This window comes from Flavobacterium resistens, from assembly GCF_900182645.1.
GTDB classification, from domain to species: domain Bacteria; phylum Bacteroidota; class Bacteroidia; order Flavobacteriales; family Flavobacteriaceae; genus Flavobacterium; species Flavobacterium resistens.
This window is the reverse complement of record NZ_FXTA01000015.1, coordinates 1-2,666: the sequence shown is the minus strand read 5'-3', so window position 1 is coordinate 2,666 and position 2,666 is coordinate 1. Positions and strand designations below refer to the sequence as shown.

The 2,666-nt window shown below is 34.5% G+C and carries 1 protein-coding gene; it reads right to left on the bottom strand.

What is annotated here, in order from left to right:
* Window positions 1–2,666, bottom strand: a 2,666-nt coding sequence (locus tag FN795_RS21320) for a condensation domain-containing protein (RefSeq protein WP_142452506.1), incomplete at both ends; no start/stop codon positions are given.

Below are 2,666 nucleotides of genomic sequence, written 5' to 3'. Positions count from 1 at the left end.
TTCAAGATCGCTAAAAAAATTTGTTCTACTGAAGCATCAAAAGCTATATTGGAAAATTGCGCAATATTTTCGTTCTCTTTTATGTTGAATTCCCTCGTTTGGTTTGAAATAATATTTACAATATTTTTATGTTCCACCATCACCCCTTTAGGATTACCGGTAGTTCCTGAAGTGTAAATAACGTAGGCTAAATCGTTAGGTTTGTTTATTTTTAAGGCATTTGATTTACTATATTGTTTTTGTTTTTTGTAAAAATTTCCTAATTCTTGTTCATCGATAACAATTTTACAGTTACTGTCTTTTTCTATGTAAGCAATCCTTTCTTGAGGGTAACTTGGGTCAATTGGCACATAAGCTGCACCGGATTTTAGTATCCCTAAAATAGCCAGTATCATTTGCTCGCTTCGCTCTAACTTTATTCCGATTAGATCGTCGGCTTGTATTTTGTAGGTTTCTCTTAGATAATACGCTAATTGATTTGCTTTCTCATTGAGTTGTTTGTAAGTCAATTGTACTTCCTCAAAAACAACAGCGATGTTATCCGGAGTTTTATCGACTTGCTCTTCAAATAAATCGATGATGGTTTTATCCTTTGGATAATCAACTTTGCTATCGTTAAAGTCTACTAATAATTGTTGTTTCTCTCCTTGAGTTAAATAATCAATGCTCTCAATAGCTTTATCTTGTTCTTCTATACATTTGGTCAATAAATTTTCAAAATGAACAAAAATTCGCTCTATCAATTCAAGATCATAAATATCTGTATTGTACTCAATTGACAAGTCCAATCCTTCTGTTTCGACAAATGTAAAACTGATATCAAATTGAGCGGTATTGTTGGTAAAGTTATAGGAATCAACCTGAAGACCAGATAATGATTCTTCATTTCTTAGTCCAAAAACTTGCTGCTGATTTTGTAAAACCACCAAAACATCAAATAGTGCCGAGCGGCTCATGTCTCGTTTTAGGTTTAGCTTACCTACCAACTCATCAAATGGATAGGCCTGGTGCTCATATGCTCCTAATAAAGTTTCTTTTTCCTGATTTAATAATTCTAAAAAGCTATTCTGCTCTTTAAAGAGTGTTCTTATTGCTAGTGTATTTAAATACAAACCTATTTGGTGCTCCAGATCAGGATGCTCACGTCCTGCTATAGGAGTACCTATTACAATATCATCTTGACCACTGTATTTATGCAAAAGCACTTTGACTCCTGTCATAAGAGTCATAAACAAAGTGGATTGGTGTTTCTCTGAAAAACCTTTCAGCTTATCTAAAAACGATTTGGAGAATTCATGTGTTAAACTTGCTCCATTATAAGTTTGGACAGATGGCCGTTTTTTAAAACTAGGTAAATCTAAAACAGGCAACTCTCCTGAGAATTGATTCAACCAAAAATCTTCTGATGCCTGATGTTTCTCCTGTTGCAATTCTGAATTAAGCCAAACCGCATAATCTTTGTATTGAATGTCTAATTCTGGCAAATTGGCTTGTTTTCCTTGTAGTAAAGAATTATAAATTTTTACAACCTCAGAAATTAATAACAGCATCGACCAGCCATCTCCAATAATATGATGAAGGGATAAGAAAAATACATGCTCGTCTTCTCTTAATTTGATTAAAGAAACCCTTATAAGCGGTGCTTTTTCCAAATCGAAAGGCTCCTTGTTTACTTCTTCTAAATAATCCGAAACCGACTCATGCTGGTTATTCTTGTTTAAGAAACTCTTTTGTGTTATGCTGAAACTAACCTGCTCGATTGGGATGATAAATTGACGAACTTCCCCTTGATCATTAGATTTAAAATAGGTTCTTAAAATTTCATGACGCTTGATTAATAACCTAAATGATTCTTCAAATTTATCAATATCTATATTTCCATTTAGTTTAACAGCTGCCGGCATATTATAGGCCAAAGAACCACCCTCAAGTTGGCTCAATATCCAGAATCTGTTTTGTGAAGCGGTTAATGGATAGGATTCATCCTCCACTGCTTTGGGAATGCATAAATATTCGCTTTGTTTTAATTCTTTGTTGAATGCTTTTATGGTTGGATTGGCAAAAAACATATTAAAGGATATGGTTTTTCCTAATTGTTTAGAAATTTGATTGATAACCTGAACTACTATCAGACTATGTCCTCCCAATTCAAAGAAATTATCTGTAATTCCTATTTTTTGAACTCCTAATACTTCTTGCCATATTTCTACCATTTTTTGTTCGATGGCATTTCCTGGGGCTACATAATCTTTTTTGATGATGTCTTCTCCGGTAACACTTGGAAGGGCTTTTCTGTCTATCTTGCCATTAGGTGTCAAAGGCAGACCTTCTATCTCTACATAAAAACCTGGCACCATATATTCAGGCAGCTTGTTTTGCAGGTAAGTTCTGATCTCTGATTTGTCAATTTCTGTTTTGGACACATAATAAGCCACCAAAGTTTTGTCCTGGTTGATTTCTTTGGCTTCCACTACAACCTGTTGTATCTCCTCTGAATATCCAGATATGGCCGTTTCTATCTCTCCTAGTTCTATACGATAACCTCTTATCTTGACTTGATGGTCGTTTCTTCCCAAAAATTCAATGTTGCCATCTGGCAGCCACCTGCCCAAATCACCGGTATCATACATTCTTGTTCCTTTTATAAAAGGATTCGAAATGAATTT